Here is a 25013-nt window from a genome sequence, read left to right on the forward strand (position 1 = left end):
GCCACGGGGGCCCGGCGGGGCGCCGTCCGGTCGGCAGGACGTGCGGGGCACGCCGCGGACGTCCTGCCCGCGCGGTCAGCCCTCGTCGAGCGCCAGCAGGTCCGCGACGGTCTCGCGCCGCAGCAGCGTCCGCACCTCACCGGCCCGGACCGCGACCACGGGTGGTCGCGTGAGCAGGTTGTAGTTCGACGCCATCGAGCGGCCGTACGCCCCCGTCGCCGCGACGGCCAGCAGGTCGCCCGCCCGGACGTCCCCGGGCAGCAGCACCTCGTGCACCACGATGTCACCCGACTCGCAGTGCTTGCCCACCACGCGCGCGAGCACCCCGGGCGCCGACGACAGCCGCCCGACGACCTCCGCGTGGTAGCGGGCGCCGTACAGCGCGGGACGGATGTTGTCGCTCATGCCGCCGTCGACCGAGACGTACAGCCGTTCGGTCACGTCGTCCACACGCACGGGCTTGACCGTGCCGACCGTGTAGAGCGTGAGCCCGGCCGGGCCGACCACCGCACGGCCCGGCTCGATCGAGAACCGCGGCAACGGCGTCCCCAGGTCCGCCGCAGCCCCCGCGACCGCGCCGGCGACGTCCTTGGCGATCCGGTCGGGGTCCAGCGCGACCTCGCCGGGCAGGTAGGCGATGCCGTACCCGCCGCCGAGGTCGACCTCGTCGACCAGCACTCCCGTGCGCGCCGCGAGCGCGGCCCGCAGCTCGAGCACCACGCGCGCCGCGACCTCGAAGCCCGAGGGGTCCAGGATCTGCGAGCCGATGTGCGAGTGGATGCCCAGCAGGTGCAGCTCCGGGCGGTCCAGCACCGCGAGCAGCGCGGTCATCGCGGGCGAGTCGGCGCCGTCCCGGGCCGCGACCGACAGGCCGAACTTCTGGTCCTCGTGCGCGGTGGAGATGTACTCGTGCCCGCCCGCGTGCACGCCTGTGGTCACGCGCACCATGACGGGTGCGGGCGCTCCCCCGCGGGCCCGGACGAGCGCCGCGAGCCGCTCGATCTCGACGAGCGAGTCGACGATGATCCGGCCCACGCCGTGCTCGAGCGCGAGCGCGAGCTCGTCGTCGGACTTGTTGTTGCCGTGCAGGCCCAGGTCGGCACCCGGGACGCCCGCGCGCAGCGCGACCGCGAGCTCGCCGCCGGACGCGGTGTCCACGCGCAGCCCCTCGTCGTGCACCCACCGCGCGACGGCCACCGACAGGAACGCCTTGCCCGCGTAGTACACGTCGACGCCCGCGCCGACCTCGGCGAACGCCGCGGTGAACGCACGCCGGTAGCCGGCCGCACGCGCCCGCAGGTCCGCCTCGTCCAGCACGTACGCGGGCGTGCCGACCTCGGCGGCCAGCCGCGCGACGGGCACGCCGCCGACGACGAGCGCACCCGCCGCGTCCCGCGCGGCACCCGTGGACCAGGGCTCGCCCGGGATGCTGGTGCTCACATGCGCTCCGGCGCGCTCACACCCAGCAGACCCAGGCCGTTGGCGAGCACCTGGCGCGTGGCCTCGGTGAGCCACAGGCGCGTGCGGTGCACGTCCGTGACCGCCTCGTCGCCCTGCGGGAGGACGTAGCGCTTCGCGTCGTACCACTTGTGGAACGCGCCCGCGAGCTGCTCGAGGTAGCGCGCGACGCGGTGCGGCTCGCGCAGCGTGGCCGCCTGCGCGACCACGCGCGGGAAGTCCGCGAGCTGTCCGAGCAGCACGGCCTCGGTCTCGTGGTCGAGCACGGACGCGTCGAACCCGTCCTGGCGGCGCACGCCGGCCTCGGCCGCGTTGCGCGCGATGTTCGACGTGCGCGCGTGCGCGTACTGCACGTAGAAGACCGGGTTCTCGTTGGTCGCCTTGGCCAGCAGGTCCAGGTCCAGGTCGATCGCGCTGTCCGCCGACGAGCGCGCGAGCGAGTACCGCGCGGCGTCCACGCCGACCGCGTCCACCAGGTCGTCGATCGTCACGACCGTGCCCGCGCGCTTGGACATGCGCACGGGCTGTCCCTCGCGCACCAGGTTGACCAGCTGGCCGATGAGGATCTCCAGGTGCACGTCCGGGTCGTCGCCGAACGCCGCCGCGACCGCGCGCATGCGGCCGACGTAGCCGTGGTGGTCCGCACCGAGCATCATCACGACGCGGTCGAACCCGCGCTCGCGCTTGTCCAGGTAGTACGCGATGTCGCCCGCGATGTAGGCGGCCTCGCCGTCCGACTTGAGGACCACGCGGTCCTTGTCGTCCCCGAAGTCGGTGGTGCGCAGCCACGTCGCGCCGTCCGCGTCGAACATGTGGCCCAGCTCGCGCAGGCGCGCGACCGCACGCTCGACCGCGCCGGACTCGTGCAGCGAGTCCTCGTGGAAGTACACGTCGAAGTCCACACCGAAGTCGTGCAGCGACTGCTTGATCTCGGTGAACATGAGCTCGACGCCGCGCGCGCGGAACGCCTCGGTCGCCTCGGCGTCGCCGAGCGTGCGCGGGTCGGGCTCGCCCGCCGCGGCCGCGTCCGCGATCACACGGTCGGCGATGTCGGTGATGTACTGCCCGCCGTAGCCGTCCTCGGGCGCGTCCAGGCCCCGGGCGCGCGCGACGAGCGAGCGCGCGAACCTGTCGATCTGCGCGCCGTGGTCGTTGAAGTAGTACTCGCGCGTGACGTCGGCACCCGACGCCTCGAGCACACGCGCCAGGCTGTCGCCCACCGCCGCCCAGCGCACGCCGCCGATGTGCAGCGGGCCGGTGGGGTTGGCCGAGACGAACTCGAGGTTGACGCGGTGCCCCGCCTCGGAGTCGTTGCGCCCGTACGCGGCGCCCTGCTCGACGACCGTCCGCGCGAGCTCACCCGCCGCGGCCGTGTCCAGGCGGATGTTGAGGAACCCGGGGCCGGCGATCTCGACCGCAGCGACGCCGGGCGTGCCGGCCAGCCGGCGCACCAGCTCCTCGGCCATCGCGCGCGGGTTGGTGCCGGCCTTCTTGGCCAGCTGCAGCGCCACGTTGGTGGCCCAGTCCCCGTGCTCACGCTGCCGGGGTCGCTCGAGGTGCACGTGCGCCGGGACGTCGGCGGGGTCGAGGGCGAACGTGCCGTCGGCGACGGCCGCCGCGAGGGCGTCCGCGAGAGCCTGGGAGAGCTGGTCGGGAGTCACCGGCCAAGCGTAGGGGAACCGGGGGCCCGCTCCCCCGGACCGCCCAGCACCTCGGGACGGCACGCGCGCCAGGCCGCGCCCACCAGGACACCCAGCAGCGTCAGGAGCACCAGGAGCGGCGCGGTCCAGTCCCCCGTCGCGTCGTACAGCAGCCCGATGCCGAGCGGGCCCAGGCCCGCGAGCGCGTACCCGACACCCTGCACCATGCCCGAGAGCACCACCGCGAGCGCCGGGGTCGCCGTGCGCAGCCCGATGAGCGCCAGCAGGATCGGGAATGCGCTGGGCCCGATGCCCAGCAGCACCATCCACACGGCCGTCCCGTGCGCGGGCGACGTCAGCAGGCCGACGTACCCCGCGGCCCAGCACACGACGAAGCCGACGACCAGCGGGAACGGCGAGCGCAGCCGCGCGGCCAGCACGGGTCCGACGAGCGAGGCGGGCAGCCCGAGGATCGCGAACAGCGCGAGCCAGCGACCGCCCACGTCCGACGGCAGACCCGCGTCCACGAGGATCTCGGGCAGCCACGCGAAGACGGTGTACGTGCCGAGCGAGTTCATCCCGAACGTCACCGCCATCGCCCACGCGAGCGGCGAGCGCCACACCACGCGCGCGTCGCCGCGCGCACCCGTGGTCACCGCGGACGCGGCGGGCCGCGGGGCGCGTCGGACCAGCTCCCGCAGGTGCGCGCGCGCCGCGACGGACCGCACGACGACCACGACCCACGGCAGCGCGGCGACCACGCCCACCGCGGCCCACAGCCCCACCGACCAGCGCCAGCCCGCCGCCTGGGCCACGGGCAGCGCCACCAGCGGCGGCACGGCCGTGCTCACCGACAGCGCGACCGAGTACGCGGCGGTCACCGGGCCGATCCGGTCGGGGAAGTACCGCTTGACCAGCGGCGGTAGGAGCACGTTGCCCATCCCCATGCCCGCGAGCGCCACGACCGACCAGGCCAGGAAGGCCGGCGCGGTGCCCGCACCCGCGCGCAGCACCTCGCCCACGGCCGAGAGCACGAGCGCCGCGACCATGGTCGGCTCGAGGCCCACGCGGCGGGCCACCGGGGTCGCGAGCGAGCCGAACACCGCGAACGAGAGCACCGGGACCGTGCCGAGCAGGCCCACCTGCGCAGACGTCAGTGCGACGTCGTCCCGCACCATGTCGAGGATCGGCGAGACCGCCGCGACCGCGATCCGCAGGTTGAGCCCCACCAGCACCACGCCCAGCAGCACGACGAGGCGACCGCGCCAGGGCGCGGGGGCGGCGGGGTGCGCGGTCACGGGGCTCCGGAGGGGACGGGTGGCGGCACGCGGGTGGTCCCGCGCCGCCGACGAGAGACGGGTCTGGCGGCACGACGGTCGCTCGTGTTGACTGCACCGCATGCCTGGACACGGAGCCCCGTCCCGATGACGCGACGGACCGGTCTGATCGATTCGACCGTACAGGAGCTCAGGTCCCGCATCACCAGCGGGGAGTGGTCGGTCGGGACGCGCATCCCGCCCGAGCCGCAGCTGGTCGCGCTCCTGGGCGTGGGCCGCAACACCGTGCGCGAGGCCGTGCAGTCCCTGGTGCACTCGGGCCTGCTCGAGCGGCGTCAGGGCTCGGGCACGTACGTGCTCTCGTCGTCGGAGATGGCCGCGACCATGGGGCGCCAGATCGCCGAGGCGCGCCAGCGCGACGTCGTCGAGGTGCGCCGCGCGCTCGAGGTCGAGGCCGCACGGCTCGCGTCCCGCCGCCGCACCGCGCTCGACGCGAGCGCACTGCTGGACCGGCGCGACGAGCGGTCCGCGGCCTACCACGCGGCCGACCTCGAGCGGATGGTCTCCACCGACCTTGCGCTGCACCGCACGATCGTGCGCGCCGCGGGCAACCCCGTGCTCGTCTCGCTGTACGAGAACCTCATCGACGCGATCGGCGAGAACATCCGCTTCAACTTCGTCACCGACTACCACGGCCAGTCCGCGCACGACGGGCTGATCGACGCGATCGTCGCCGGCGACGAGGACCGCGCGGTCGAGGAGACCCACCACTACCTGTCCGCGCTGCTCGGCGAGCCCTGACCGCGAGCGCGACCGACCCCTCCGTGGGGCTGGTAGGCTCGCTGGCCGGTGCTGCAGAGCACCCCGCGCCCGTAGCTCAGCGGATAGAGCGTCTGCCTCCGGAGCAGAAGGTCGAAGGTTCGAATCCTTTCGGGCGCACCCACCGGTGCCGCAGGGCATCGCCGAGGCCCGGACCCCCACAGGGGACCGGGCCTTCGTCGTGGGACCTGGTCCCCCGGGTTGCGAGCGGCTCAGGGGGCGACGGTCAGGGTGAGCTCGGCGGTCGTGCCGGCGCCGAGCGAGACCGAGACCGTGGCCTCGCCCGCGGCCGCGTCGTCGGGCACGGTCACCGTCGCGGTGAGCTCGCCGCGCGTGTCGATCGCCGCCTCGCCGAGCTGCGCACCCTCGCGCATCCCCTGGGACCACAGGACCGGCGCCGATGTCGCGTCCTGCTCGGGCGCGGCCTCGCCCGTGTCGTGGCACCCGGTGAGGAAGTACGCGCCCGTGAGCGCGAGCTCGTCGCCGGGGGCCACGGTGCTCTGGGATGCCGTGAGCTCGGCGCCCACGCAGTCCTCGCCGGACCCGGTGTCCGAGCAGCCCGACGCCAGCACCGCGAGCACGCACGCGCTCAGGACCATGACCGATCGACGCATCGCGCCACCCTCCCCCCTGCCGTGCGTCCCGTCGGCGGACGGGACGCTCGCGCAGCACCCTAGCGACGCACCTGTCCTGCCGTCCCGGAAACCAGCCGGCCGCGGGGTGCCGCCGAGGTCGCGTTGGTACGTTCACGGATGTCGCGGCACGCGCCACCGGTCAGGGGTCGGCATGGCCGCGGTGCGCTGACCGGGTCCGGACCGGCGGCATCCGGGAGGCACGCCGCATGCACCACGTCCACGTGTTCCTGCTCGTCGCGGGCGCGGTGCTGGTCGCGGCCGGATGCCGGCGCCGCGGGTGGTCGGCGCCGCTCGTCGTCGTCGCCACCGGGATCGTCGTGTCGCTGGTGCCGGGCGTGCCGCGGTTCGACGTCGACCCCGAGGTGCTGCTCGAGTTCGTCCTCCCGCCGCTGCTGTACTCCGCCGCGCTGTCCTCGTCCTACCGCGACTTCCGGTCCGCGCTGAACTCGATCACCCGGCTCGGCGTCGGCCTGGTGCTGGTCTCGGCGCTCGCGGTCGCGCTGGTCTTCTGGTGGTTGGAGGCCGTGCCGTTCGCGGTCGCGCTCGTCCTGGGCGCCGTGGTCGCGCCACCGGACGCGGTCGCGGCGGCCGCGGTCGGCCGGCGCCTCGGGCTGCCCCGGCGGGTCATGACGCTGCTCTCGGGCGAGAGCCTCATCAACGACGCGACGTCGCTCACGCTGTACAAGGTCGCGCTCACGGGCGCCGCCACGGGGGCGTGGGCGCTCGGGTCCGGGCTGGGCACGTTCGGGCTCGCGGTCGTGGTCGGCGTCGGCGGCGGGCTCGCGCTCGGCTGGGCGGTGCACGTCCTGCGGCTGCGCCTCGACGACCCGGTGGTCGCGTCCGCGGTCGGGTTCCTCACCCCGTTCGCGGCCTACTGGAGCGCCGAGGCGCTCGGCGGGTCGGGCGTGCTCGCGGTGGTCGCCGCGGGCCTGTACCTGGGTCACACGTCGCCGCGCGCGGGGTACGCCACGCGGCTGTACCAGGAGCCGCTGTGGTCCACGGCCGACCTGCTGCTCGAGGCGTTCACGTTCGCACTCATCGGCGTGCAGCTGCCCTGGGTGGTGCGCGACGTGGTCGAGTCCGACCAGGGGCTGGGGCACGGGGTCGTCGTCTCGCTCGTCGTCCTCGCGGTGGCCCTGCTGGTCCGGCCGATCTACGTGTTCGCGACCGTGTGGTTCGACGACCTGCGCCTGCCGGGCTCGCACCGGCCCGCGCGCGACTCGCTCTCGGTCCGCGAGTCGGCCGTCGTGTCCTGGGCGGGGATGCGCGGCGTGGTGACGCTCGCGGCGGCAGCGGCCATCCCGGCGACGCTCGACGGCGAGCCGTTCCCGGAGCGCGCCACCATCCAGCTCGCCGCGTACACCGTGGCGATCGGCACGCTGCTGCTGCAGGGCCTCACGCTGCCGGGCGTGATCACCCGCCTGCGCGTGGGCTCGGCGCAGGAGGCGGCCGACGACGCCGCGCAGGAGGCCGCGGTGCGCGTGGCCACCGCGGACGCCGTGCAGGCCTACTTCGAGAGCAGGCGCCCGCAGCTCGTGCAGGCGATGGGCGCGCAGCAGGCCGACGACGCGATCACGCGGCTCTCGGCGGGCTGGCGCGCCCGCGCCGCGGCGGCCGCGGTCATGCTCGACCCCGAGCACGCGGACGACCTGCTGCCCGACGGCGTCTCGCGGCAGGACGCGTCGCGTGCGCTGGGCCCGCTGGACGGCGCGTCGGCCGAGCGGCTCGCGCCCGGGGCGGCGGGCCGCAAGATCCACTCGGTGCGCGCGGGCGTGATCGCGGCGCAGCGCGAGGTGCTCATGGCGCACCGCGACGCGGGCGACCTGGACGAGGCCGTGATGCGGCGCATGATGCGCGAGCTCGACCTCGAGGAGGAGTCGATGGCGTCCTCCTGGATCGCGCGCCTGCGCGACTGAACGCGGCCGCAGGACCGGGACCCAGGTCCCGTCGGACCACCGCCCGCGCGGCACCGCCGGGACCCCTCGCAGGCCCAGGGGACTTTCATCCCACCACTGCGCGCGGGCCGGTCCCTAGCGTCGAGACATCGGCACGGACGGAACTCCAGCCCCGTCCACCGCAGCCGAGTCCATCTCGACCAGGGAGTCCCGGTGACCACCACCAGCACCACCCGTCCGTCCAAGGGTCGCAAGGCCGACGCCGAGGCAGTCGCGGCGCCCGCAGCGGCGCCCGCGCCCGCCCCCTCGCAGGACGAGGTCGCCGGCACGATCGACGCGCTCGTCGCCAACGCGGCCAAGGCCCTCGCGCAGTTCGAGTCCATGACCCAGGAGGACGTGGACCGCTTCGTCAAGAAGGGCGCGGTCGCCGCGCTCGACCAGCACGGTCAGCTCGCCAAGCTCGCGGTCGACGAGACCGGCCGCGGTGTCTTCGAGGACAAGGCCGTCAAGAACATCTTCGCGTGCGAGCACGTGACCAACTCGATGGCCAACCTCAAGACCGTCGGCGTCATCAACGTCGACGAGATCAACGGCATCACCGAGATCGCGGAGCCCGTCGGCGTCATCGCGGGCATCACGCCGGTCACCAACCCCACGTCGACCGCGATCTTCAAGTCGCTGATCTCGCTCAAGACGCGCAACCCGATCATCTTCGCGTTCCACCCGAACGCGCAGAAGTCCTCGATGGCCGCCGCGAAGATCGTGCGCGACGCCGCCGTGGCCGCGGGTGCGCCCGAGCACTGCATCCAGTGGGTCGAGGCCCCGTCGCTCGCCGCGACCGGTGCGCTCATGAACCACCCGGGTGTCGCGACGATCCTGGCGACCGGCGGCAACGCCATGGTCAAGGCCGCCTACTCGTGCGGCAAGCCGGCCCTGGGCGTCGGTGCGGGCAACGTGCCCGCCTACATCGAGAAGACGGCCAAGCTGGCCCGCGCGGTCAACGACGTCGTGCTCTCCAAGGCGTTCGACAACGGCGTGATCTGCGCCTCCGAGCAGGCCGTCATCATCGACGACGAGATCTACGACGCCGCGATGGTCGAGTTCACCAAGCTGCACGCGTACCGCACCAACGCGGCCGAGAAGGCCGCCCTCGAGCGCTTCATCTTCGGTGCCGAGGCCGGTGGCGAGAACTGCGCGGGCGCCAAGCTCAACCCGGCGGTCGTCGGCAAGTCGCCCGTGTGGATCGCCGAGCAGGCCGGCTTCACGGTCCCCGCGGACACGTCGATCATCCTCGCCGAGGTCTCCGGCGTCGGCCCGCACGAGCCGCTGACGCGCGAGAAGCTGTGCCCGGTCCTCGCGGTGCTGCGCTCGACCTCCACCGAGGAGGGCATGACGCTCGCCGAGAAGATGGTCGAGTTCGACGGCCTGGGCCACTCGGCCGCGATCCACACGCAGGACGAGGCGCTGACCATCGAGTTCGGCAAGCGCGTCAAGGCCATCCGCGTCATCTGCAACGCGCCGTCGTCGCTCGGTGGCATCGGTGACATCTACAACGCCTTCATCCCCTCGCTGACGCTCGGCTGCGGCTCCTACGGCCACAACTCGGTGTCCAACAACGTCTCGGCGGTGAACCTCATCAACGTCAAGCGCGTGGGTCGTCGGAACAACAACCTGCAGTGGTTCAAGGTGCCGGCGAAGACCTACTTCGAGCCGAACGCCATCCGCTACCTCGCCGACATGCCCGACGTCGAGCGCGTCACGATCGTCACCGACGCGACCATGACGACCCTCGGCTTCGTCGACAAGGTCCTCGACGTCCTGCACCGCCGCGGCAACAACGTCGCCGTGCAGATCATCGACGAGGTCGAGCCCGAGCCGTCCGTGCGCACCGTGCAGAAGGGCGCCGCGAGCATGCGGCACTTCAAGCCGGACACGATCATCGCGCTCGGCGGTGGCTCGCCCATGGACGCCGCCAAGGTCATGTGGCTGCTGTACGAGCACCCCGAGATCAACTTCTCGGACCTCAAGCAGAAGTTCTTCGACGTCCGCAAGCGCGCGTTCAAGTTCCCGACGCTCGGCGAGCTGGCCCACCTGGTCTGCATCCCGACGACGTCCGGCACGGGCGCCGAGGTCACGCCGTTCGCGGTCATCTCCGACCCCGACGCGGGCAAGAAGTACCCGCTGGCCGACTACGCGCTGACCCCGACGGTCGCGATCATCGACCCGATCCTCACGTCGAAGATGCCCCGTTCGCTGGCCGCCGACTCGGGCTTCGACGCCCTGACGCACGCCACCGAGGCGTTCGTCTCGGTCTACGCCAACGACTTCACCGACGGCATGGCGCTGCAGGCGATCCGCCTCATCTTCGACAACCTGGCGCAGTCGGTGAACGGCGACCCCGCGGAGCCCGCCACCAAGGACGCCCGCGAGAAGATGCACAACGCCGGCACGATCGCGGGCATGGCGTTCGGCAACGCGTTCCTCGGGATCGTGCACGCCATGGCGCACGTCGTCGGCTCGACGTTCCACCTGGTCCACGGCCGGACGAACGCCACGCTGCTCCCCCACGTGATCCGCTACAACGGCACGATCCCGACCAAGCTCACCAGCTGGCCGAAGTACGAGAGCTACGTCGCACCGGAGCGGTTCCAGCAGATCGCCCAGATGCTGGGTCTGCCGGCCGCCACGCCGGAGCAGGGTGTGGAGTCCTACGCCCAGGCCGTGGAGTCGCTGCGCGCCAAGGTCGGCATCCCGTCGTCCTTCCAGGCGCAGGGCGTCGACGAGCAGGACTTCATCGGTCGCCTCGACGAGGTCGCCATGGGCGCCTACGAGGACCAGTGCGCACCTGCCAACCCCCGCATGCCGATGATCGACGACATGAAGTCGATCCTGACGGCGGCCTACTACGGAACGTCGCTGGAGGACGTCCGGGGCCGCACGGGCGAGAAGAAGGGCTGACCACCTTCTGAGCTCCCGGGCCGGTGCCCCCGCACCCCCGGTCGAGCGATCTCGCCCCCGACGCCCCCCACCTGGCTCATCCCTCGCCAGGTGGGGGGCGTCGTCGTCGTGCGCGGGCTTGCGTCCGTCCGCGCCACCCGGCACGGTGTCCGCGTGACCCCGACACCGCTGCGCCGCCCCCGCCCCCACCACGTGCTCGCCGCCGGCGCCCTGGGGCTGGCGCTGCTGCTGGCCGGGTGCGACGCGGCCGACGACGCGCGCCAGGTCGTGGACGACGCCGCGCAGCAGGCCCAGGACGGCCTGGCCGAGGCGCGCGCCGCGCTCGACCAGCTGGGCACCACGGTCGACGACGCGCGCACCCGCGCCGAGGACCTGCGCGACCAGGTCGAGGAGCTCGCCCCCGCACGCCGCAAGGAGGCGCAGGCCGCGCTCGACGAGGCGACGGCGGCGCTCGCGGACGCGCGCGCCGCGGTCGAGAGCGCGGACGGTGACGCGTCCGCCGAGGCCGAGGCGGCGCTCGCCGCGGCCCGCACGCGCGTCGAGGACGCGCAGGCCGAGCTCGAGAAGGTCGCGGCCGATGCGGGCGGCACCGCGGCCGACGGCCTCAGCGGGCTCGCCGACCAGCTGCAGGACGTCGCCGACGAGCTGCGGACCGCGTCCGGCTCCTGACCCCGGCGGAGAACCGAACGGGTGATTTCCGCGCGGGTCCGACCGGATCGTTGTCCGTGGGCCCGCGTCTGCCGATCGTGAAGGACATGGCAGTCCGTCGAGCGATCCGTCGCCACCACGTGGAGTGGTGGGTGGTGTCCGCATGGGCGTCGCTCGCGCTCCTGGTGGTCGCGGGCCTCGCGGCCGCGGCCGGCGGCTTCTGAGACCGTCGCGGTCACCCCGGGCAGCACGCACCTGACCTAGGGTCGGCGCCATGACCACAGCCCGCTGGGAGTCCGTCGCGCACGCCGCGGGCCTGCTGGACGCGGACGGCACCGCGCGTCCGACGATCTTCGCCGAGATGTCCGCGCTCGCGGCCGCGACCGGTGCGATCAACCTGGGCCAGGGCTTCCCGGACGTGGACGGACCGGCCTCCGTGGCACGCGCCGCCGCCGACGCGGTCGCGGCGGGTGCCAACCAGTACCCGCCGGGTCCCGGCATCCCGGAGCTGCGCCGCGCGATCGGCGCGCACCAGGCGCGGCACTACGGCCTGCACCCGGACCCGGACACCGAGGTGCTGGTGACCGCAGGCGCCACCGAGGCCCTCGCGGCCACGGTCCTCGCGCTCGTCGGCCCCGGGGACGAGGTGCTCACGCTCGAGCCGTTCTACGACGCGTACGCCGCGGTGATCGCGCTGGCCGGCGCGACGCACACGACCGCGCCCCTGCGCGCGACGCCCGCCGGGTTCCGGCTCGACACCGAGGCGCTCGCTGCCGCGTTCACCGACCGGACGCGCCTGGTGCTGCTCAACACACCGCACAACCCCACGGGCGCGGTGCTCACCCTCGACGAGCTGGCGGTGGTCGCCCGGCTCGCCACGGCGCACGACGCGGTCGTCGTGACGGACGAGGTGTACGAGCACCTCACGCTCGCCGGGCCCGACGGCGTGCGGCCGCGGCACGTGCCGATCGCGACGCTGTCCGAGATGGCCGACCGGACGCTGACGATCTCGTCGGCGGGCAAGACGCTGTCCTTCACGGGCTGGAAGATCGGCTGGGTCACGGGACCCGCCGCTCTGGTGACGGCCGTGCGCACGGTCAAGCAGTTCCTCACGTACGTCAGCGGCGCGCCGTTCCAGCCCGCGGTCGCGTTCGCGCTGGGCGACGACGACGTGGCGGCGTGGGTCGAGGCGCTGGCCGACTCGCTCGCGGCCCGGCGCGACCTGCTGTGCGACGGGCTGCGCGCGGCCGGGTTCGCGGTGGTCCCGCCGCAGGGCACGTACTTCGTGCTCGCCGACGCGGCTCCGCTCGGCTACGACGACGGCGCGGCCCTGTGCCGCGACCTGCCGCGGCTGTGCGGCGTCGTCGGGGTGCCGGTCCGCGCGTTCACGCGACCGGGCTCGGCCACCGACGACGCGCTGCGCTCGTGGGTGCGGTTCACGTTCGTCAAGCGCGAGGACGTGCTGGCTGAGGCGGTCATGCGCCTGGCCGCGCTGGGGGGCTGACCCGCCTCAGCCGGACCAGGCGCCGCCGCGACGGTAGGCGGGCGTCGCGAGCGCGAGCACCAGGAGCGCGGCCGTCGCGGCCCCGACCATGACGCCGGCCATCGCGACCGAGTCGCCGCCCAGCAGGCTCGACAGCGGCGAGACGACGCCCGAGATGGTGGCCTGCGTCGCGCCGATCATCGCCGCGGCCGTCCCGGCGATCTCGCCGTGCCGGCTCAGCGCGAGCGCGGACGCATTGGGCGGTGCGAAGTTCACCATCGCGAGCACCAGCCACAGCATGACGAGCAGCACCGGGAGCCCGCCCACACCCGTGATCGCCACGCCGAGCAGCGCGAGGGTCAGGCCCAGCGACAGCGGCAGGACCACCCGGATGATGCGGATGGGCGCGACGCGCCGCACGAGCGCGGCGTTGACCTGCGCCCCCGCGACGAGCCCGACGCCGTTGAGCGCGAACAGCAGCGAGAACTCGTGCGAGCTGAGGCCGTAACCCTCCTGCAGCACGAACGGCGAGCCCACCACGTAGCTCATGAGGACCGCGTTGCCGAGGCCCGGCATGATCGCGAGCGCCACGAAGTGCCGGTCACGCAGCAGGCGCCGGTAGCCGCTGAGCGCCGTGCGCAGGCCGCCGTCGCGGCGTCGCGCCGCCGGCAGCGTCTCGGGCAGGCGCCGCAGCACCACCACCCACAGCGCCACGCCGAACAGCGCGAGCGCGACGAACACCGCACGCCACCCGAGCTCGCCCGCGATCAGCCCGCCGACCGACGGGGCGAACAGCGGCGCGATCCCGATCACGAGCATGAGACGCGAGATGAGCCGCGAGGCGTCCGCCCCCACGAACCGGTCCCGGATGACCGCCATGGCCACGACCGTCGCCGACGCGTTGAAGAAGCCCTGCGCCACGCGCAGCCCGATGAGCATCTCGACGTTGACCACGAACGCGCACAGCAGCGACGTGAGCACGTGCAGCGCGACGCCGACGAGCACGGGCGCGCGGCGGCCGAACCGGTCGGACAGCGGGCCGATCACCAGCTGGCCGACCGCACCGCCGAGCATCATCGCCGTCATGGTCAGCTGCGCCGCCGTGGCGGACGTGCCCAGGTCGCGCGCGACGTCGGGGAGCGACGGCAGGTAGATGTCGTTGGAGATGGCGGGCAGCGCGCACATCATCCCGAGCAGCAGGACGTAGCGGGCGTTGGGCCGGTACGTCGGTGCGGCCTCGGCGGACGACGACGCGCCCGGGTCGCGCTTCGCCGTGTCCACGGCCGGGGCGGGGGTCTGCGGACGAGGCGTCGTCGGCGCGGGGACGCGTGCCGAGGGCACGGCGCGGCCCCCGGCGGAGGGGCCGTCGGGGGCGGTGGTGGTGGGGGGCTGGCAGCGGGATGCGGTCTCGGTCACGTGTGCTCTGCGTCGCTCGTCGTCGTCTGGTTCCGGTGCTGGTACGGACCATGGTGACACCGCGACGCACCCCCGCGCGAATCGTTTCGATCCGGTGACCCCCGCTCGATCCCGCCTTTCCCGCCCCTTGACCCACCACCCCGCCGCCCCCCACCGACCTCCCCCACGACCGTCGCCCCCAACCCCGCCGAACTGGTACCCAGGTACCAGTTCGGCGGGGTTGTTGGGAGGGTGGGGGGATGTGCGGTCGATACGCCTCCTTCCGGGAGGACCAGGCTCTGGCCGACGAGTTCGCGATCGCGACCGTCGCCGACGACGTGCGCCTGCTGCCGCCGTCGTGGAACGTCGCGCCCACCGACGGCGTGCGCATGGTGGTCGAGCGCGCCGACCGCGAGACCGGCGAGATCACGCGGCAGCTGCGCGTCGCGCGCTGGGGGCTGGTCCCCTCGTGGGCCAAGGACCCCTCGATCGGCGCCCGGATGATCAACGCGCGCGTCGAGACGCTCACGGACAAGCCGGCGTTCGCGCGCCCGTTCGCCACGCGGCGCGCGCTGCTCCCGGCCGACGGCTACTACGAGTGGCGCAAGCCCGCGCCGGACGCCGCGCGCACGCGCAAGCAGCCGTACTTCCTGCACCCGGCGGACGGCTCGCTCGTCGCGCTCGCGGGGCTTTACGAGTTCTGGAAGGACCCGACCAAGGACGACGACGACCCGGCCCACTGGCTGGTGAGCGCGACCGTCATCACGCGGCCCGCCACCCCCGAGCTCGCGTTCGTGCACGACCGGCAGCCGCTCATGCTCCCGCGCGAGCGGTGGGACGCGTGGCTGGACCCGGCGGTCGACGCCGCGGGTGCGCGCGCGCTGCTGGACGTGGAGCCGCCGCGCCTCGAGCCCACGCCCGTACGTCCGCTCGTCAACGCGGTCGCCAACGACGGCCCGGAGCTGCTGGTGCCGGACCCCGACCCGATGCCGCTGCCCGACTGAGGCCCGGCCGCGGCGGGGTCAGGCGTCCGTCGCGGACAGCTCGACCGGGATCACCGTGCCCAGGCCCTGCAGCTCACGCGCGGGCAGCTCGGTGAGCGCGAACCGCGGGTCGGCCGCGAGCGCCGCCGCGGTCACCCGGTCGGTCAGGACGTGTGACGGCTCCGCGATGTCCGCGAGCCGCGCGGCCAGGTTCACCGAGGGCCCGAACACGTCGCCGAACCGGGACAGCACGCGGCCCCAGATGAAGCCCACGCGCACGGGCGTGACCCCGCGCGCACCCTCGGCGATACCGCCCGCCGCGGTCGCGGAGCCCACGTCCAGCTCGCGGCCCAGCGCGTCCGCGAGGCCCAGCGCGACACGCGCGCCGGACGCCGCGTCGTCGGCCACGAACAGCACCGCGTCACCGATCGTCTTGACCACGCGCCCCCCCGCCGCGGTCACCACGTCACGCGCCGCGGCCTCGAAACGCTGCACGAACGACGACAGGTCCGTGGACCCGAGGCCGGCCGTGCGGCGCGTGAAGGAGACCATGTCCGCGAACCCCACGGCGCGCGCGAGCGGCAGGGCCCCGGGTTCGCCGCCCGGGCGGCCGATCTCCCCGAACTCGGCGCCGTACCGGCCCGCGATGGCCGCGAGCTGCCGCCGGTAGGAGTGCACCAGCTGCGCCTCGAGCACGGGCGCCAGGTCCGCCAGCCGGTCCAGGACCAGCAGGCGTGCGCTCGCGTCGTCCAGCTCGTAGCGCGAGGCCATGTCCTCCACGAGCGCCTCGACCTGCCACAGGGCGAGCCGGTCGGACGTGTGCCCGAGCGCGCGCGTCACCGTGATCACGGTGCGCAGGTCCAGGCCGTGATCCCGCACCAGGGCGGCCGCGCGGTCCACCGCCTCGGCGTCGCGCTCGGTGTAGAACGGGTCGTCCGGGTCGCCGTGCGGCAGCCCGAGCGTGGACCAGAAGCCCTGCACCACGTCGAGGCCGATGCCCGCCCGGCGCGCCAGGTCGTGCGCGCTGTACGCGCGGTCGCCACCGAGCAGCGCGGCCTCGATCTCCTCGACGGTGGAGGCGGGATCGTCTGGCAGCACGCCCCGAGGGTAGTTCACCGCGCGGCCCGCAGGTGATGCACGTCACCCGCCAGCACCCGCCGCGTCGCACCGTCGGCCGTGCGCAGCACGAGCGCGCCGTCGTCGTCGAGCCGCTCGGCGACGCCCTCGACCCACGCGTCGCCCGGCAGCGAGACGCGCACGTGCGTGCCGAGGGTCGCGACGACGTCGGCGACCTCGGCCGCGAGCCCCGAGGTGACCGCCGAGCCGTCCGCGTCCCGGAACCGCCGCGCCAGGTCGTCGAGCGCGGCGACCAGCGCGACGAGCACGCCGAGCCGGTCCACGTGCCGCGCACCGGCCAGCGCGAGCGAGCCCGCGCTCGGCACGGGCAGCTCGTCGGCGCGCTGCAGCACGTTGAGCCCGATCCCGACCACCGCGGCGGTCGAGCCGTCCGCGAGCGGCACGAGCTCGCACAGGATGCCACCCACCTTGCGCGCGGCGCCCCAGCCCTCGAGCGGCTCGTCGGCGGGGACCAGCACGTCGTTGGGCCACTTGAGGTGCGCCGGGACGCCGGCCGTCGCCCGGACGGCCGTGACCGCGCCGCGGCCCGCGAGCAGCGGGAGCCAGCCGAGCGACTCGGCAGGCACGCGCGGCCGGACGACGAACGAGCAGGTCACCGCGGTCCCCGGCGGGGTGGACCACGTCCGGTCACGGCGCCCGCGACCGGCGTCCTGGTGGTCGGCGACCAGGACGCTGCGGTCGGGCCACGAGCCCGGATCGGCCCGCAGGTCCCGCACCACGTCCGCGTTCGTGGAACCGGTGCGCATCACGACCTCGACCCGGGTCAGCGGCCCGGCCGGTGCCTCGAGCAGCGCGCGCACGGCCGCGGGGTCGAGCGGCGGGCGGTCGTCGTCGGTCATGCGCCCATCCTGGCGCCGCCGACGCCCGTCGGCTCGGGTCCGCCGCGCGCGTTGTGGGCTTCCGACGACGACGGGCCCGCAAACCCGTCCGCGCCCTGCACCCACCTGGAGGCTTCCGACAACTAGCCTCGGTCGGGTGACGCAGACCGAGGCCACCCCTGACGAGGCCGCACCCGACGCCGTCCCCCCGGCCGCCCGCACCACCGCGGGCCGGCTCGCCGACCTCGCCGCGCGCACCGCCGCGGCGCAGGAGGCCGAGTCCGCCGCCGCGGACAAGCAGCACGCACGCGGCAAGAAGACCGCCCGCGAGCGCATCGACCAGCTCCTGGACCCGGGCTCGTTCACCGAGATCGACGCGCTCGTGCGGCACCGCTCGACCAACTTCGGCCTGGACCGCAAGCGCATCCCGGGCGACGGCGTGGTCGTCGGGCACGGCACCGTGGACGGGCGGCCGGTCGCGGTGTACGCGCAGGACTTCACGGTGTTCGGGGGCAGCCTGGGTGAGGTTCACGGGCAGAAGATCACCAAGGTCATGGACCTGGCGCTGCGTACGGGCGTGCCGCTGATCGGCATCTCGGACGGCGGTGGCGCACGCATCCAGGAGGGTGTCGCGGGACTGACGCAGTTCGCGGAGATCTTCCGGCGCAACGTCGCGGCCAGCGGCGTCATCCCCCAGATCAGCCTGATCCTGGGCCCGTCCGCGGGTGGCGCGGTGTACTCCCCCGCACTGACCGACTTCATCGTGATGGCGGACGGCACGTCGAACATGTTCATCACGGGGCCGGACGTGATCCGCGCGGTCACGGGCGAGGACGTCGGCTTCGAGGAGCTGGGCGGCGCGACCACGCACAACACCCGCTCGGGCGTCGCGCACTACCTGGCGCACGACGAGGACGACGCGCTCGACTACGTGCGCTCGCTGCTGGCGTACCTGCCGCAGAACAACCTGTCCGACCCGCCGGTGTTCGAGCACGAGGTCGACCTGGACGCCACACCGCAGGACCTGGCGCTCGACACCCTGGTCCCGGACTCGGACAACCAGCCGTACGACATGCGCACGGTCGTCGAGACGGTCCTCGACGACGGCGTGCTGCTCGAGGTCCAGCCGCTGTACGCGGGCAACGTCGTCGTCGGGTTCGGGTACGTCGAGGGGCACCCCGTCGGCGTCGTCGCGAACCAGCCGCAGCAGATGGCCGGCACGCTCGACATCAACGCCGCGGAGAAGGCCGCGCGGTTCGTGCGCACGTGCGACGCGTTCAACATCCCCGTGCTCACGTTCGTGGACGTGCCCGGCTTCCTGCCCGGCACGGACCAGGAGTGGAACGGCATCATCCGCCGCGGCGCCAAGCTGATCTACGCCTACGCCGAGGCGACCGTCCCGCTCGTCACGGTCATCACGCGCAAGGCCTACGGCGGCGCGTACATCGTCATGGGCTCCAAGCAGCTGGGTGCGGACGTCAACCTCGCGTGGCCCACCGCCCAGATCGCCGTCATGGGTGCGGGCGGTGCGGTCAACATCCTGCAGCGCGGCGCGCTCAAGCAGGTCGCCGAGGCCGGCGGCGACGTCGAGGCCGAGCGGCGCCGGCTGACCGCGGAGTACGAGGACGCGATCGTCAACCCGTGGGACGCCGCCGACCGGGGCTACGTGGACGCGGTCATCGAGCCCTCGGCCACGCGCGCGGAGATCACCAAGGCCCTGCGGCTGCTGCGCACCAAGCGCGCGTCGCTGCCCCCCAAGAAGCACGGCAACATCCCGCTGTAAGGAGCAGGTCGCATGACGCACGACGACGAGCACGCGCACGACGAGCACGACGAGAGCACGCACACCCCGCAGCCGCTGCCCGGGGTGGACCCCGCCGACCTGCACACGGCCGTCGACGCACTGGCCGGCGCGCTGCACGACTACGTCGCCACGGCGGTCGGCGTGCGCGCCGAGTTCGGGGCCGCGGAGGCCGACGAGGACCCGCGCATCCTGGCGCTCGAGTCCCGGATCGGCGGCCTGAACGCGGACCTGTACGACCTGCTGCACGCGCGCCTGGGGATGCACGCGGACCTCGTCGGGATGTCCTGGCAGGACGAGGACGAGACCGACGACGATGCCGCCCCGCTCGACGGCGAGGTCGACACGTTCCACGTGGGCCTGGTGGTCTCGCGCACGCCCGCGGCGGGCGACCGCACGCTCGACTCGGTGCTCGACCTGGTCGAGGAGGGCGCGTCCGCGATCACGCACACGCTGGTCGGAGCCGGGTTCGAGGTCGCGGAGTGGGGGGTGTCGCGCGGCGCGCACGTGGAGTTCGGCGACGAGCACGACGACGACGCCGACGAGGACGACGCGTGAACGCGGACTCCCCGTTCCAGGTGGTGCGCGGGGCGCCCGACGACGTGGAGCTCGCGGCGCTCATCGCGGGCATCATCGCGTCGGGTGCGGGCGCCGTCGCACCGGCCGACGACCCGCGGCGCGCGGGTTCGGCATGGGCGGACCGCCGGCGTCAGCTGCGGCCAGCGCCGGCCCCGTCCGCGGGGCCGGACACGTGGCGCTGGAGCCTGCGCGGGTGATCGGACGCGGCCGCGCGCACGCCGGGAATCCGGTGGCTACCGGCGAGTAGGGTCGAGCGCATGCGTGAGACCACGGCCGTCGACGCCGTCGCCGAGAAGTACGTCAGCACCTATGCCGCGCTCGACCCGCTGTCCGCGACAGCGATGGGTCTGGCCGGCCACGACCACGAGATGACCGACCTGTCCCCCGCGGGTCACGACGCGCGCGCGGACGCGGCCCGGGACACGCTGCGCGAGCTCGACGCGGCGGCACCGGCCGACGAGGTGGACCGCATCACGGTGGCCGCGATGCGCGAGCGCCTCGAGCTCGACCTCGAGATCCACGCCGCGGGCGAGCATCTGCGGGACCTCAACAACATCGCCTCGCCCGTGCAGGGCCTGCGCGACGTCTTCGACATCATGCCCACGGGCACGGTCGAGGACTGGGAGAACGTCGCCGCCCGCCTCGTGGCGCTGCCCGGCGCGGTCGACGGCTACATCGAGTCGCTGCGCGCGGGCGCCTCGCGCGGTCTGGTCGCGGCGGCGCGGCAGGTGGCCGAGGGTGCGCAGCAGGCCGCCGAGCTGGCCGCGGCGGACTCGTTCTTCACGTCGTTCGTCCAGGGCGAGGCGGTCGACGCGGTGCTCGACGGCTCGTCGTCGTGCGCGCTCGTCCGGGCCGAGCTCGAGCGGGGCGCCGCCGCCTCGCGTGAGGCGTACGGGCGCCTGGCCGAGTTCCTGCGCGACGAGCTCGCGGCGCAGGCGCCGACCGAGGACGCCGCGGGCCGCGAGCGCTACGGGCTGTACTCGCGCGCGTTCCTGGGCGCGACGATCGACCTGGACGAGACCTACCAGTGGGGCCTCGAGGAGCTCGCGCGGGTGGTCGCCGAGCAGGAGGCCGTGGCCGCCGAGATCGCCGGTCCGGGCGCGAGCGTCGAGCAGGCCGTCGCGGCGCTCGACGCCGACCCGCGCCGGACGCTGACCGGCAAGGACGAGCTGCGACGCTGGATGCAGGAGACGTCCGACGCCGCGATCGCCGCGCTCGACGGGACGCACTTCGACATCCCCGAGCCGCTGCACACGCTCGAGTGCCGGATCGCCCCCACGCAGAACGGCGGCATCTACTACACGGGTCCGTCGGACGACTTCACGCGTCCCGGACGCATGTGGTGGTCCGTGCCGCCGGACGTCACGACGTTCAACACGTGGCGTGAGAAGACGACCGTCTACCACGAGGGTGTCCCGGGTCACCACCTGCAGGTGGGCGCCGCGACGTACAACCGCGCGGACCTCAACACGTGGCGCCGCCTGGCGTGCTGGACCTCGGGCCACGGCGAGGGCTGGGCGCTGTACGCCGAGCGCCTCATGGCGGACCTGGGCTTCCTGGACGACCCGGGCGACCGGCTGGGCATGCTCGACGGTCAGCGCATGCGCGCGGCGCGCGTGGTGTTCGACATCGGCGTGCACCTGGGCCTGCCGGCGCCCGAGCAGTGGGGTGGCGGCCGGTGGGACGCGGACAAGGCGTTCGCGTTCCTGCTCGCCAACGTCAACATGCCCGAGTCGTTCGTGCGGTTCGAGTGGATGCGCTACCTGGGCTGGCCCGGGCAGGCGCCGTCGTACAAGGTGGGCCAGCGCCTGTGGGAGCAGACGCGTGACGCGGCCCGCGCCGCGGCCGGCGACGCGTTCGACCTGCGCGCGTTCCACGCCAAGGCGCTCAACCTCGGCTCGCTCCCGCTGGACGTGCTCAAGCTCGCGTTCTGACGAGACGACGAAGGCCCGGCCCCGCATCGCGGGCCGGGCCTTCGGTCCGTCAGCGGTCAGAGCAGCGTGTAGCCGTACTTGACCATGATCATCGCGGCCATCACGACGAGCAGTGCGATCGTGATGAACCAGTCGTTGCCGCCCGCGACGAACTGGCGCGCCCACGGCCCCGCGCGCCCCGGCAGCCCGATGTTCCCCTCGCGGACGTTGATGCGGGTCAGGCCGGCCCAGACCAGCGTGGTCGTGAGCGTGATGAGCAGGCACCAGGGGCACAGCGCGCCGATCACGAAGTAGGACATGTAGAACAGCCACCACGCGAAGACGAAGCCGACCGTGTAGATCACCTGGGCCGTGCGCATGAACCAGCGCGGGAAGATGACGCCGCCGACCAGCGCGACCGCGACGGTCAGCACCACGGCCTCGGCGGCGATGCCCACGAACGCGTTCGGGAAGCCCAGCAGGTCCGCCGCCCAGTGCTTCGCGACCGTCGCACAATTGATCTTGTCGTTGAAGTTGCAGCTCAGGTCGGCGTTCGCATCGCCCGCGAGCACCAGCGCCTCGATCGACAGCACGAACGACGCGTACAGCCCGATGACGCCCGAGACGACCATCTCGATCGCGGTGCGCCGGCGCCAGGCCGGGTCGGGCCGGGAGAGCAGCTCGGGGTCGTCGTCGACCAGGTCGTCGTCGAGCTCGAGGTCGTCGTCGTCGACGATGTCGTTTCGCTTGCTCACGTGCCCTCCCTGAGGCATCGCCCGGCGTCCCGGCCGGGACTGCGCCCACGCGCGACCACCATTGTGCCCGCAGAACCTGTGCCCGGCGGGCCGACGTTCGTCCCGAGAGCAGGCCCGCGCAGGCCGCGGCTAGGCTCCCCGCGTGACCCGCCTGCTGCTCGCCTCCGCGTCCCCCGCCCGCCGCGCCACGCTGCGCTCGGCGGGCATCGAGCCGCTCGTCGCGACGTCGTCGGTCGACGAGGACGCCGCGCTCGCCGACGCGCGCGAGCGGTTCGGCGCGCTCGAGCCCGCCGACGCGGTGCTCGTGCTCGCGCAGGCCAAGGCGCACGACGTGGCCGGCCACCTGCCCGACGAGCTCGCGGACGCCGTGGACCTGGTGGTGCTCGGCTGCGACTCCATGCTCGAGCTCGACGGCGACGTGCTGGGCAAGCCGCGCGACGCCGCCGACGCGGTGGCCCGCTGGCAGGCGATGCGCGGGCGCTCCGGCGTGCTGCACACGGGGCACTGGCTCGTGGACCTGCGCGAGGGCGGGCAGGAGACCGCCGCGCGCCCCGGTGCGCTGGGTGCCGGGCAGGGTGCGGTGCTGGGCGCCACGTCGTCGACCGTCGTGCACTTCGCGGACGTGACCGACGACGAGATCGCGGCGTACGTCGCCACGGGTGAGCCGCTCGCCGTGGCCGGCGCGTTCACGGTGGACGGCCGGGGCGGCGCGTTCGTCACGCGCATCGAGGGCGACCACCACGGCGTCGTCGGGCTGAGCCTGCCGCTGCTGCGCGAGCTGCTCGCGGAGATCGACGTCGCCCTGCCGACGCTCTGGACCCGCTGACCCGCTGGAGACGGGTTGTCGACTTCGTGCAGCCCGGGGGCCATGCCGGTCGCGGGTGGCCCCTGTCGTCGTCGGATTCCTCCAAAACCCGTCGCGCGGGCCTGGGCGGTTCGCCAATCTTGCCGACCGGGTGAGAAGCACGCTCCCCGGGTGAACCCCGGGGCGTTACGGTGAGCCGTGCCCTCCCCCATGCCGCTGCGCAAGGTCCTGATCGCCAACCGTGGCGAGATCGCCGTCCGCATCGCGCGCGCGTGCCGCGACGCCGGGATCGGCTCGGTCGCGGTGTACGCCGACCAGGACCGTGAGGCGCTGCACGTGACCGTCGCCGACGAGGCGTTCGCGCTCGACGGTGCGCGCGCCGCCGACACGTACCTGGACATCGCCAAGCTGCTCGACGTCGCGCGCCGCTCGGGTGCCGACTCCGTGCACCCGGGCTACGGGTTCCTGGCGGAGAACGCCGACTTCGCGCGTGCCGTGATCGATGCCGGGCTGACCTGGATCGGCCCGCCGCCCGGGGCCATCGAGTCGCTCGGCGACAAGGTCAGCGCGCGGCACATCGCGCAGCGCGCCGGAGCACCGCTCGTCGCGGGCACCGCCGACCCGGTGAGCGGCCCGGCGGAGATCCACGCGTTCGTCGCCGAGCACGGGCTGCCCATCGCCATCAAGGCCGCGTTCGGCGGCGGCGGGCGCGGGCTCAAGGTCGCGCGCACGTCCGACGAGATCGACGAGATGTACGAGTCCGCGGTCCGCGAGGCCGTCGCGGCGTTCGGCCGCGGCGAGTGCTTCGTCGAGCGGTACCTGGACCGTCCGCGGCACGTCGAGACGCAGTGCCTCGCGGACACCCACGGCACGGTCGTCGTGGTCAGCACGCGCGACTGCTCGCTGCAGCGCCGCCACCAGAAGCTGGTCGAGGAGGCGCCCGCGCCGTTCCTCACCGACGCGCAGAACGCGCAGCTCGTCGAGTCGAGCAAGGCGATCCTGCGCGAGGCCGGGTACGTGGGCGCCGGGACGTGCGAGTTCCTGGTGGGCGCGGACGGCACGGTCTCGTTCCTCGAGGTCAACACACGCCTGCAGGTCGAGCACCCGGTCACCGAGGAGATCAGCGGCATCGACCTGGTGCGCGAGCAGCTGCGCATCGCGGCGGGCGAGCCCCTGGGCTACGACGAGGTGACCTCCCGCGGGCACTCGCTCGAGTTCCGGATCAACGGCGAGGACCCGGCCGCGGGCTTCCTGCCGGCACCCGGCCGCATCTCCACGCTCCGCTTCCCGAGCGGGCCCGGCGTGCGCGTCGACTCGGGCGTGGTCGAGGGCGACACCGTCTCGGGCGCGTTCGACTCGATGATCGCCAAGCTGGTCGTCACGGGCGCCACGCGCCGCCAGGCGATCGAGCGGGCCCGCCGCGCGCTGGCCGAGCTCGAGGTCGTCGGCATCCCCACCGTCGTGCCGTTCCACCGCGCGGTGCTCGACGAGCCCGCGTTCGCGCCGGCCGACGACGCGACCCCGTTCAGCGTGCACACGCGCTGGATCGAGACCGAGTTCGCCGACCGCCTGTCCTCGCTGACCGCGAGCAGCACCGCACCCGCGGCTCCCGAGGCGCAGGACGCGCCCGCGCTCGAGCGCGTCGTCGTCGAGGTGGGCGGCAAGCGGCTCGAGGTCGTGCTGCCCGCCGCCCTGGCGCTGGGCCGTGCCGCGGGTCCGCGCGCGGGCGCCGGGCCGCGCCGGCCCGCTCGTCGTGCCGCGGGCCCCAAGGCGGCCGCCAACGGCACGACGCTCGCCTCCCCCATGCAGGGCACGATCGTCAAGGTCGCGGTCGCCGACGGCGCGAGCGTCGCCGAGGGTGACCTCGTCGTGGTGCTCGAGGCCATGAAGATGGAGCAGCCCCTGGTGGCGCACCGGTCCGGCACCGTCGCGGGCCTGGCGGCCGCGGTGGGCGCGAGCGTCAGCGCCGGCACCCCCATCTGCGAGATCGTCGACTGACCCTCTCCCCCGCCGA

Annotated in this window: 21 protein-coding genes and 1 tRNA gene; 14 read left to right on the forward strand and 8 right to left on the reverse strand. The window is 74.0% G+C overall.

Annotated elements, in window-relative coordinates; all coding sequences use genetic code 11:
• Positions 1–75: 75 nt before the first annotated feature.
• Genes lysA through CELGI_RS12530 form a run of 3 tightly spaced genes read right to left on the reverse strand, consistent with a single transcriptional unit; the run spans position 76 to position 4396 of the window.
• Positions 76–1440 (reverse strand): diaminopimelate decarboxylase, encoded by a 1365-nt coding sequence (gene lysA / locus CELGI_RS12520; RefSeq protein ID WP_013884498.1) that lies wholly within the window; start codon positions 1438–1440, stop codon positions 76–78.
• Complete coding sequence (gene argS / locus CELGI_RS12525; RefSeq protein ID WP_013884499.1) at positions 1437–3119, reverse strand: arginine--tRNA ligase; 1683 nt, start codon at positions 3117–3119, stop codon at positions 1437–1439. The genes lysA and argS overlap by 4 nt, the downstream gene beginning before the upstream one ends.
• Positions 3116–4396, reverse strand: coding sequence for an MFS transporter (locus CELGI_RS12530; RefSeq protein WP_013884500.1), 1281 nt, complete (start codon positions 4394–4396; stop codon positions 3116–3118). Before CELGI_RS12530 ends, argS begins: the two co-directional genes overlap by 4 nt.
• 126 nt (positions 4397–4522) lie before the next feature.
• On the opposite strand from CELGI_RS12530, the gene CELGI_RS12535 reads away from it, so the two are divergent.
• Positions 4523–5176, forward strand: coding sequence for a FadR/GntR family transcriptional regulator (locus CELGI_RS12535; RefSeq protein ID WP_013884501.1), 654 nt, complete (start codon positions 4523–4525; stop codon positions 5174–5176).
• A gap of 65 nt (positions 5177–5241) precedes the next feature.
• Positions 5242–5314: transfer RNA gene (locus CELGI_RS12540), tRNA-Arg, on the forward strand.
• A 92-nt stretch (positions 5315–5406) separates the two neighbouring features.
• Here the strand turns inward: CELGI_RS12540 and CELGI_RS12545 are convergent.
• Positions 5407–5808, reverse strand: coding sequence for a hypothetical protein (locus CELGI_RS12545; protein WP_013884502.1), 402 nt, complete (start codon positions 5806–5808; stop codon positions 5407–5409).
• 227 nt (positions 5809–6035) lie between these two features.
• On the opposite strand from CELGI_RS12545, the gene CELGI_RS12550 reads away from it, so the two are divergent.
• From CELGI_RS12550 to CELGI_RS12570, 5 genes are all read left to right on the forward strand, one after another.
• A complete protein-coding gene (locus tag CELGI_RS12550; RefSeq protein WP_013884503.1) occupies positions 6036–7745 on the forward strand; it encodes a cation:proton antiporter in 1710 nt (569 codons plus the stop codon).
• 192 nt (positions 7746–7937) lie between these two features.
• Entirely contained in the window at positions 7938–10682 is a 2745-nt protein-coding gene (gene adhE / locus CELGI_RS12555) for a bifunctional acetaldehyde-CoA/alcohol dehydrogenase (RefSeq protein ID WP_013884504.1), read from the forward strand.
• Between the two features lie 153 nt (positions 10683–10835).
• Entirely contained in the window at positions 10836–11351 is a 516-nt protein-coding gene (locus CELGI_RS12560) for a hypothetical protein (protein WP_041574730.1), read from the forward strand.
• 86 nt (positions 11352–11437) lie between these two features.
• Positions 11438–11554 (forward strand): hypothetical protein, encoded by a 117-nt coding sequence (locus CELGI_RS12565; RefSeq protein ID WP_041574731.1) that lies wholly within the window; start codon positions 11438–11440, stop codon positions 11552–11554.
• 50 nt (positions 11555–11604) lie between these two features.
• Entirely contained in the window at positions 11605–12834 is a 1230-nt protein-coding gene (locus CELGI_RS12570; protein WP_013884507.1) for an aminotransferase class I/II-fold pyridoxal phosphate-dependent enzyme, read from the forward strand.
• A 6-nt stretch (positions 12835–12840) separates the two neighbouring features.
• Here CELGI_RS12570 and CELGI_RS12575 read toward each other — a convergent pair whose 3' ends face one another.
• On the reverse strand, positions 12841–14229 hold the full coding sequence (locus CELGI_RS12575; RefSeq protein WP_013884508.1) for a multidrug effflux MFS transporter: 1389 nt from the start codon (positions 14227–14229) through the stop codon (positions 12841–12843).
• A 239-nt stretch (positions 14230–14468) separates the two neighbouring features.
• Between CELGI_RS12575 and CELGI_RS12580 the strand changes: the two genes are divergently transcribed.
• Positions 14469–15212 carry an SOS response-associated peptidase gene (locus CELGI_RS12580; RefSeq protein WP_013884509.1) on the forward strand — a complete coding sequence of 248 codons (744 nt, stop codon included), beginning with the start codon at positions 14469–14471 and terminating at the stop codon, positions 15210–15212.
• An 18-nt stretch (positions 15213–15230) separates the two neighbouring features.
• On the opposite strand, the gene CELGI_RS12585 is transcribed toward CELGI_RS12580, so the two are convergent.
• Together CELGI_RS12585 and CELGI_RS12590 are read right to left on the reverse strand one after the other, a co-directional pair.
• Entirely contained in the window at positions 15231–16289 is a 1059-nt protein-coding gene (locus CELGI_RS12585; protein WP_245528100.1) for an adenylate/guanylate cyclase domain-containing protein, read from the reverse strand.
• 14 nt (positions 16290–16303) lie between these two features.
• The gene (locus tag CELGI_RS12590; RefSeq protein ID WP_013884511.1) at positions 16304–17167 is read right to left on the reverse strand and encodes a biotin--[acetyl-CoA-carboxylase] ligase; all 864 of its coding nucleotides are present in this window, start codon (positions 17165–17167) and stop codon (positions 16304–16306) included.
• A 136-nt stretch (positions 17168–17303) separates the two neighbouring features.
• Between CELGI_RS12590 and CELGI_RS12595 the strand changes: the two genes are divergently transcribed.
• Genes CELGI_RS12595 through CELGI_RS12610 form a run of 4 tightly spaced genes read left to right on the forward strand, consistent with a single transcriptional unit; the run spans position 17304 to position 21460 of the window.
• Entirely contained in the window at positions 17304–18929 is a 1626-nt protein-coding gene (locus tag CELGI_RS12595; RefSeq protein ID WP_013884512.1) for an acyl-CoA carboxylase subunit beta, read from the forward strand.
• Between the two features lie 12 nt (positions 18930–18941).
• Positions 18942–19505 (forward strand): hypothetical protein, encoded by a 564-nt coding sequence (locus CELGI_RS12600; RefSeq protein WP_013884513.1) that lies wholly within the window; start codon positions 18942–18944, stop codon positions 19503–19505.
• Complete coding sequence (locus tag CELGI_RS12605; protein ID WP_013884514.1) at positions 19502–19723, forward strand: acyl-CoA carboxylase subunit epsilon; 222 nt, start codon at positions 19502–19504, stop codon at positions 19721–19723. The genes CELGI_RS12600 and CELGI_RS12605 overlap by 4 nt, the downstream gene beginning before the upstream one ends.
• A 60-nt stretch (positions 19724–19783) precedes the next feature.
• Positions 19784–21460, forward strand: a complete 1677-nt coding sequence (locus tag CELGI_RS12610) for a DUF885 domain-containing protein (RefSeq protein ID WP_013884515.1) — start codon at positions 19784–19786, stop codon at positions 21458–21460.
• A gap of 56 nt (positions 21461–21516) precedes the next feature.
• Here CELGI_RS12610 and CELGI_RS12615 read toward each other — a convergent pair whose 3' ends face one another.
• Positions 21517–22194 (reverse strand): vitamin K epoxide reductase family protein, encoded by a 678-nt coding sequence (locus CELGI_RS12615; RefSeq protein WP_013884516.1) that lies wholly within the window; start codon positions 22192–22194, stop codon positions 21517–21519.
• A 142-nt stretch (positions 22195–22336) separates the two neighbouring features.
• Between CELGI_RS12615 and CELGI_RS12620 the strand changes: the two genes are divergently transcribed.
• Together CELGI_RS12620 and CELGI_RS12625 are read left to right on the forward strand one after the other, a co-directional pair.
• Positions 22337–23020 carry a Maf family protein gene (locus tag CELGI_RS12620; RefSeq protein WP_013884517.1) on the forward strand — a complete coding sequence of 228 codons (684 nt, stop codon included), beginning with the start codon at positions 22337–22339 and terminating at the stop codon, positions 23018–23020.
• 189 nt (positions 23021–23209) lie between these two features.
• Complete coding sequence (locus CELGI_RS12625; RefSeq protein ID WP_013884518.1) at positions 23210–24997, forward strand: acetyl/propionyl/methylcrotonyl-CoA carboxylase subunit alpha; 1788 nt, start codon at positions 23210–23212, stop codon at positions 24995–24997.
• Positions 24998–25013 lie beyond the last annotated feature (16 nt).

Source organism: Cellulomonas gilvus ATCC 13127 (assembly GCF_000218545.1).
GTDB classification, from domain to species: Bacteria; Actinomycetota; Actinomycetes; order Actinomycetales; family Cellulomonadaceae; genus Cellulomonas; species Cellulomonas gilvus.

Coding starts and splice junctions, on each gene's coding strand:
- CELGI_RS12535 (WP_013884501.1), top strand. CDS start 4,523: ATGACGCGACGGACCGGTCTGATCGATTCGACCGTACAGGAGCTCAGG.
- CELGI_RS12545 (WP_013884502.1), bottom strand. CDS start 5,808: ATGCGTCGATCGGTCATGGTCCTGAGCGCGTGCGTGCTCGCGGTGCTG.
- CELGI_RS12550 (WP_013884503.1), top strand. CDS start 6,036: ATGCACCACGTCCACGTGTTCCTGCTCGTCGCGGGCGCGGTGCTGGTC.
- CELGI_RS12565 (WP_041574731.1), top strand. CDS start 11,438: ATGGCAGTCCGTCGAGCGATCCGTCGCCACCACGTGGAGTGGTGGGTG.
- CELGI_RS12570 (WP_013884507.1), top strand. CDS start 11,605: ATGACCACAGCCCGCTGGGAGTCCGTCGCGCACGCCGCGGGCCTGCTG.
- CELGI_RS12580 (WP_013884509.1), top strand. CDS start 14,469: ATGTGCGGTCGATACGCCTCCTTCCGGGAGGACCAGGCTCTGGCCGAC.
- CELGI_RS12590 (WP_013884511.1), bottom strand. CDS start 17,167: ATGACCGACGACGACCGCCCGCCGCTCGACCCCGCGGCCGTGCGCGCG.
- CELGI_RS12600 (WP_013884513.1), top strand. CDS start 18,942: ATGACGCACGACGACGAGCACGCGCACGACGAGCACGACGAGAGCACG.
- CELGI_RS12610 (WP_013884515.1), top strand. CDS start 19,784: ATGCGTGAGACCACGGCCGTCGACGCCGTCGCCGAGAAGTACGTCAGC.
- CELGI_RS12625 (WP_013884518.1), top strand. CDS start 23,210: ATGCCGCTGCGCAAGGTCCTGATCGCCAACCGTGGCGAGATCGCCGTC.